Here is a 7,107-nt window from a genome sequence, read left to right as displayed (position 1 = left end):
GAAGAGAAACGAAGAAATACCTCTTAATGCTCGAGAAAGCTCTATAAGTGAGTTTCTGTATTTATGCCATTCTATCAACTTTACATCCGTCAAAAATCTTTTTCAACTATTTCTCAAGACATGTCATAAATTCATTATTTTTAAGTAAAACTTTATATATTTGCTTTCAGCTTGGCCCTCTGTGTCTGAGAATAAAACAGCGAAGAAGGCACGCCTTGTTCTTGCAATCGTTGTAGCGTTTCTTGTGGTCGCATCATTAATTTTCTACCTCTCAACGCAAAAGCAAGCTCCTACAGGTGCAGTGACAACGGCTAAGCCTTTCCACAAACAGATTCTCTACATAATTGTGAACGATGAAGGAACAAGGATAAACATGTATAAGACAGGCGTTTTCGATATAGCAGTCGTAACCCCCGCACGATGGCCAGACGTTAACAATACCAAGGTTGGCTCCTTCTACCTACATCTAGTTCGACGTCCAGACAAACCTCAACTGACAATACAATACATAGGGCTCAATCCAATGAAAGAACCACTCAATATCCCTGAAGTTCGACAGGCTTTGGCCTATGCAACACCTTACGATGTTATTTTAAAACAAGTTTTCGGTGGTCTGTACACAAGACTTTATACCATCATCCCTAAGGGGATGTTAGGTTACACGGAGTTCGGTATAAACAAATATGAATATGACATGAACAAGGCTCAGCAGATAATAAGCAGCTTGAAAGCTAAAGGCTTTGATCCCTCAAAATATGTTATAACGATAACTTACAACGAAGGTAACACCGCCCGCCAGCAAATTGCAACTCTACTCCAACAATCGTGGAGCCAGCTAGGCTTCAAGGTTACTGTAGAAAGCTATTCATGGCCTAAGTACCTGGACTTAACTGATCATTTTGAACATCAGGTAATGCTTCTAGGATGGATTCCCGATTACATGGATCCAGACGATTATTTGATGCCTTTCGTATGGGGAGGAGCAGAGTTCAAGGATCTAGAATATCACGCCAATGTCCCTCCTGCAAATGTGGGTAATTACTTATCCTCGGTAAATATGACGATTGAAACCGAGAAATACATTGTAGTGGTAGGAGAGAAGGGAACCGGAGCCAAGTACACTGGTCCAACAAATAAGCCTATAATAACTGTGGGATATGTAGTCGACTGGGATACCACAAACTCTAACTGGCAAAACCCTGTTAATATGGTCACTCTGGGAACAGGTGGCCTTAAAGACGTGGCTCTTAGCGCATTATGCAAAGTGGCACAAAGGATACTTGAGGAAAATGTCAGAGAGGCTGTAATACAGGCTGCTGTAATCTACTTTAACAGGCAATCCACACTCCTTATCATAGGTCAGCAGATCACCGGGGAAAACTATGGCTCTTGGGTTCACGACATGTATTATCCTTTAGCCACATTCGCCCGATACGACTTAGTTTGGGAGGATCCTAATGCTCCTGTCGCTGATACAGGTGTTCAGAACATACAAAACAATCCTGAGACAATGGTCATCGGCGACATTGGCTGGCCTGACACCTTTGACCCAGCTAAATCCTATGAGAGCTTCGGCTGGGAGATCTTCTGGCAAGTCTATGGGAAGCTAGTTACAACATGGAAAGAGGATACAGAACCGATACCAGAGTTATCAGTGGCTTGGGCTTTCAGCAAGGATCTAACTGATCTATACTTCGTCGTTAGGGGTAACGTTAAAGCTTATGATCCCTGGAATAACAAAACTTATCCAATATCGGCGGTGGACGCCTTATTCAGTGCCTGGAGGGCTGTTAGGCTCAACTTACCAGGTGGACCACAATGGATGATCGACAGCTACATAGATGTTAATGCCTCATCAGTCCTCACGGAGAACGAGCTAGATAGTATAGCTAAAAGCCAAGGATTAGTAACAATGTATAAGGGTAAATCAGCGGAAATTCATAGCTTAAATGAGCTTCTAAGCTTCTTCGGCTACAAGGGTCCAACCTCTGGAGTCGTTAAATTCAAATTGAGGGCCCCCTATGTACCTATACTTCAGATTTTCGTCACAGGTGTAGGGTCTGTCATACCAATGCAATACGCGCTAGGAAATCAGTATCAGGCAGCTTTAGCCGACTCCAACAATGGACGGAACCCTTCCGCTTGGGCTAAGTACGTTGGTGTCGGTGAAAACGACGCCACCTTTAAGCTTCTTTCTACGAAACCCGTATCCACAGGTCCCTATTACGTGGCAGACTATAAAGAGGATAGTTACATCCTTCTCAAATATAATCCGTACTATTGGAACACTACACTCTGGCAACAGTTATACGGTTTCAAGCCGTAAAAAAGAAAAATATTTTTTTCCTGGTGTATACGGGATGGGCTTAGGCACTTATCTGGTCAGAAGGTTAATAACGTTTCTTCCCAGCGTAATAGGTGCTCTCCTCATAACATACCTCATAGCATACGTTATTCCAACGGATCCTGTCAGAGCATGGGTAGGTGAAAAACTAATGGATCCATCAACTCTCGAAAAGCTCAAAAAAGATTACAAGTTTGATGCCCCATGGTATGAACAGTTTGCCTTCTTGGTTGAAAAACTACTAACAGGGTCTTTAATTGACCCTGTACGAGGTACTCCTGTAGTCTTGCAAGTAGCTCAGAGGTTTCCCATCACAGTTGAACTAGCAATATTCGGAATGTTTTTCACAGTACTCATCGGTATTCCTCTCGGCATAATAGCGGCCGCGAAGAAAGACAGCTTCATCGACTTCTTCGTACGAATATTTGCTCTGCTAGGAAGCTCCATTCCAGCCTTTGTTCTCTACTATTTCTTAATTCTCGTATTTTATGTGTATATTAGGGCGTCCCTCCTAGCAGGCGTCCCTACTCTCTCACCTGGATGCGTAGCTACACTTGAAAATATCAGAAATACTATTCCAATCCTCGGATACTTGATATGGGCAGTGGGGCAAGTTCCTCTATTCGGAGGAATCATATGCCTCGATTTTAGTGTAGTCGCCAATACAGTTTCCAGGATGTGGTTACCTGGCTTAGCCTTAGGGTTGCTCTCAGGAGGATTCATAGCAAGAATAGTCAGGAATAGCTTGCTCGATGCGTTAGCCTCAGAGACCATACTCTTCGCAAAGGCTAGAGGTTTAACAAGTAACCGTATATGGCGTCACGCCTTAAAGAACGCTTTTGCTCCCATAGTTACTATTCTTGGACTGGACTTTGCAGGGCTTTTAACGGGAGCTATTATTGCTGAAACCGTTTTTAACATTCCGGGAATGGGTCTCTACATGTATCAGGGTATAACAAGGTTGAATTTTCCAATAATAATTGCTGGTACATTCATGTTCTCAATTATCTATATAGTAATGAATTTCCTGGTTGACTTGATTTATGCACTGATAGACCCAAGAGTTAGATACTGATAGGGTGGTGAATGTGAATATTTTTTACAGGCTTGGAAGCTGGATTGTGGATAAGTATGCTGAATTAAGAGATAAGCTTGAACCGGGTTGGCTTGCTAAGAATAAATCTAAGCTTGTCGAGACAAAGCTCTCCATATACGTTTTTACTTCCTCGAAAATCGGTCTAACTGGTCTTATCCTAGTAATGGTTACGCTATTCCTAGCCATCTTCGGTCCCTTTATTGCTTGGGAGCCTTACAACGTCTACCCTATACTTCTAAGGCCCGATCTAGCTGGAAAACTACCCCATCCACCCTGCTGGAGTAACTGTGAGGGGCTTCCCTGGGCTGGAACAGACCACTATGGACGTGACATTTTAAGCCTTGTAATAAGGGGTTTCAGAATATCACTCGTAATGAGTATTATAATTGTCTTCACAAGCGCGATTATAGGGATACTATTAGGTCTTCTTTCCGGCTACTCGGGCGGGATTGTAGATGAGGTAATAATGAGGTTTACTGACATGATGCTTGCATTTCCAGGCTTGATTCTAGCTATTGCCTTCAGCTTAACGCTTAGATTATCCCTTAGAGATTTCATGATGTCGAATCCATCTTTTACACAAATAGTAGCCTCTATTTTTGCTCTGGATCCCACGGATGCGCCTAATCTAGCGAATCTACTCTCGGTTTTTCTAGCTCTCATACTCGTCTGGTGGCCGCCCTACGCTAGAGTGGTGAGAGGATCCGTACTAACGATAAAGGAGCAAGGTTTCATAGAAGCGGCCAAAGCTTTGGGCCTCTCGACAAGGAAGATCCTCTTCCGTCACTTGCTCCCAAATATAATGTCTCCCCTGTTAGTGATGATAACCTTTGACTTTGCGACCGCTACGTTAAGCTCTGCAGCCTTATCTTTCCTTGGATTAGGTCCCCAACCACCTGTACCCGATTTAGGTCTAATAATTTCCCAGGCAGGGCAATACTTTCCCGAACGCAGTTGGTGGATCGTCGTAGAGGCTGGAACAGCACTGCTTTTAATATCACTAGGCTGGAACCTTGTTGGCGATGCTCTTCGAGATGTTTTCGATCCTAAGACTAGACGTTCTATAGAATTGAAATCCAAGATAGTGGTGAGAGAATGAGCTTGGAGCTAAAGGAGAATCAGATACTAGCAGCTCGCGACGTCAACGTCAGATTTTATACATATGCAGGTGTAGTTCATGCAGTATCCGACGCCTATTTAGACATTTTTGAAAGGGAAACCGTTGCTCTCGTGGGAGAAACTGGGAGCGGCAAGACAGTATTTACTCGGGCACTAACTCGTCTCATCGAGCCTCCTGGGAGGATTGAGTCCGGAAGAATATACTTCAGAAGAAGGAATGGGAGCGTAGTCGAACTATTGAAACTAACCGAGAGCGAGTTACGTGACGTTAGGGGAAACGAAATCTCGTACGTTTTCCAGGATCCCTCGAGTGCGCTTGACCCCCTCTACACAGCTGGTGAACACATAGTCGAAACAATCCTTGAACATAGGGCTGTTTCAAAGGATGAAGCTTGGAATGAAGCTATTCAGCTCTTACAGGATGTTATGATTCCAAATCCAGAGGTTCGTGTTAAAAGTTACCCGCATGAGCTCAGTGGGGGTCTAAGACAAAGGGTTGTAATAGCCACCGCAATTTCCAACAAGCCAAGACTACTAATTGCTGACGAACCAACGACAAATCTCGACGTGACAGTGCAGGCCCAGATTCTAGATCTCCTAAGAGAACTTAGAAACAAATATGGGATGAGTCTCCTGCTTATCACACATAACCTGGGCATTGTTGCTGAAATAGCTGATAGAGTCTATGTAATGTATGGGGGCAGAATCGCTGAGACAGCTGACGTATATACTTTATTCGAGTCACCCCAACATCCATACACACAGCTTCTCTTAAAATGTGTCCCTAACCCGTTAAAGAAAGTTGAAAAGCTTGAGTCGATTCCAGGAACAGTTCCAAATCTCATAGATGTGAAACCTGGCTGTCCCTTTGCGCCTAGATGCCCTTACGCAATGGAAATCTGCCGTACTCAGAACCCCCCCAAAGTAGAACTGGGAAAAGGACACTTTGTCCACTGCTGGTTATACTCGAAGAGGTGAAAAAGCATGACGGACTTAATAAAAGTGGAAAACGTTAAGAAATACTTCCGCGTGAGAGGCTCACTTTTTAAGACACTCAAAGCGGTAGATGATGTTAGTTTCTCAATAAAGGAAGGAGAGACACTAGGCTTGGTTGGCGAAAGTGGCTGTGGCAAATCAACACTCGGAAGAGTAATAATAAGACTCATCGAGCCTACCAGCGGTCATATATTTTTCAGGAGCAAAGACATAACTTCTCTGAAAGGTGAAGAGCTTAAAAGATTCAGAAAAGAAGCCCAAATAGTCTTCCAAGATCCCAATACCTCTCTTAATCCCAGACTAACAATACTGGAGACTCTTACCGAACCTCTATACGAACACGGTATACATTTATCTGACCCTGAAGAATTTATAACGCAGCGACTTAACGAGGTCGGTCTAGGAAGAGAACACTTGTACCGCTATCCCCACGAGCTTAGCGGTGGCCAAAGACAGCGAGTAGCTATTCTTAGGGCACTTCTCCTAGATCCATCTTTTGTTGTTTTAGACGAGCCTACATCGTCCCTTGATGTCTCTGTTCAAGCTCAGATCCTCAATATACTGAAGGGTATACAAGCCGAGAAGAAGATAACTTATCTTTTCATCTCTCACGACATGGGAGTTATTAAGTATATGAGCCATAGAATAGCGGTAATGTATTTAGGAAACATCGTAGAAGTAGCTTCCTCCGAGGAACTCTTCGAGAAACCTCTTCACCCATATACGAAATACCTTTTAAGTGCCATCCCAATCCCTGATCCAAAATATACCCGTCGCAGAAAACGTCTAGAGATTGGTGGCGAGCCACCATCTCCGATAGACCTGCCATCTGGATGCAGGTTCCACACAAGATGTCCGTTTAGTATGGAGAAGTGCAAAAAGGTTTCTCCACCGTTAATAGAGGTCGAGCCAGGTCATTACGTTAAATGTTGGCTTTACGTGAAGAGCTAATGAGCTTAGCACTCGTTAATTTTTCAGTGTTATAAGATAGCTACATGGGGTGTAAATGGAAAATGAAATACATTTATTGTTCGGAAAAAGCATTACGCAAGCTTCACGATAAGATTTTTCTCTGGTATCCATATGCTTCCTTCCAGGGAAAGAACACTTCATTTTACCTTCTCGTGGACTGTGTGATATCTAGCCTTCTTGAAGATAGAAACCTTCGGATACTCCTCTCAAGAGTTGTATCAGCCAGTATAATCTACGATGCGAATCAACTCCCAATCCCGGCCGGAAAAATAGATCACCCAAACTGTACACAGGAAATCATAAATAGTTTCATTCGAGAAAAAGATATATCATCGGGGGAAATGCCTCCGGTAAGCTTTGATTTAACGGATTATCTCGCAGCAAGGGCTCTAGGAGTACCTTCAGCTCTCAGAAAAATCGATGAAACTTTTAGAGCCTATGCGTCCAAAACTCTTAATCTCATAGGGCTTTTAGAAAATCTCAAATTTCAAGAGCTCGAGTTCAAGGGCAAGCTTCACCAGCTTCTAGCCCTCGGAAAAAAAGGTAGTGAGGCATATCTTGTTGAAGGAGAAAATATTAC

6 protein-coding genes are annotated in these 7,107 nt (G+C 43.4%); all 6 read left to right on the top strand.

Translation table 11 applies throughout. The annotated features are described in order from the left end of the window. The first annotated feature begins 181 nt into the window (after nt 1-181). Complete coding sequence (locus ACP5KC_RS07805) at nt 182-2,326, top strand: ABC transporter substrate-binding protein (RefSeq protein WP_428287187.1); 2,145 nt, start codon at nt 182-184, stop codon at nt 2,324-2,326. A gap of 34 nt (nt 2,327-2,360) precedes the next feature. Then, nucleotides 2,361-3,419 carry an ABC transporter permease gene (locus ACP5KC_RS07800; RefSeq protein ID WP_052883433.1) on the top strand — a complete coding sequence of 353 codons (1,059 nt, stop codon included), beginning with the start codon at nt 2,361-2,363 and terminating at the stop codon, nt 3,417-3,419. 13 nt (nt 3,420-3,432) lie between these two features. Beyond that, nucleotides 3,433-4,539, top strand: a complete 1,107-nt coding sequence (locus tag ACP5KC_RS07795; protein ID WP_428287186.1) for an ABC transporter permease — start codon at nt 3,433-3,435, stop codon at nt 4,537-4,539. After that, nucleotides 4,536-5,537 (top strand): ABC transporter ATP-binding protein, encoded by a 1,002-nt coding sequence (locus ACP5KC_RS07790; RefSeq protein WP_428287185.1) that lies wholly within the window; start codon nt 4,536-4,538, stop codon nt 5,535-5,537. Before ACP5KC_RS07795 ends, ACP5KC_RS07790 begins: the two co-directional genes overlap by 4 nt. Nucleotides 5,538-5,543: 6 nt before the next feature. Continuing rightward, complete coding sequence (locus ACP5KC_RS07785) at nt 5,544-6,506, top strand: ABC transporter ATP-binding protein (protein ID WP_428287184.1); 963 nt, start codon at nt 5,544-5,546, stop codon at nt 6,504-6,506. A 62-nt stretch (nt 6,507-6,568) separates the two neighbouring features. Beyond that, on the top strand, nt 6,569-7,107 hold a 539-nt coding region (locus tag ACP5KC_RS07780), incomplete at its 3' end, for a hypothetical protein (RefSeq protein WP_428287183.1).

The sequence above is a fragment of the Infirmifilum sp. genome (assembly GCF_049970975.1).
Taxonomy (GTDB): Archaea; Thermoproteota; Thermoprotei; order Thermofilales; family Thermofilaceae; genus Thermofilum; species Thermofilum uzonense.
The sequence above is the reverse complement of the archived record's forward strand: the minus strand, read 5'-3'. Positions and strand labels throughout refer to the sequence as shown.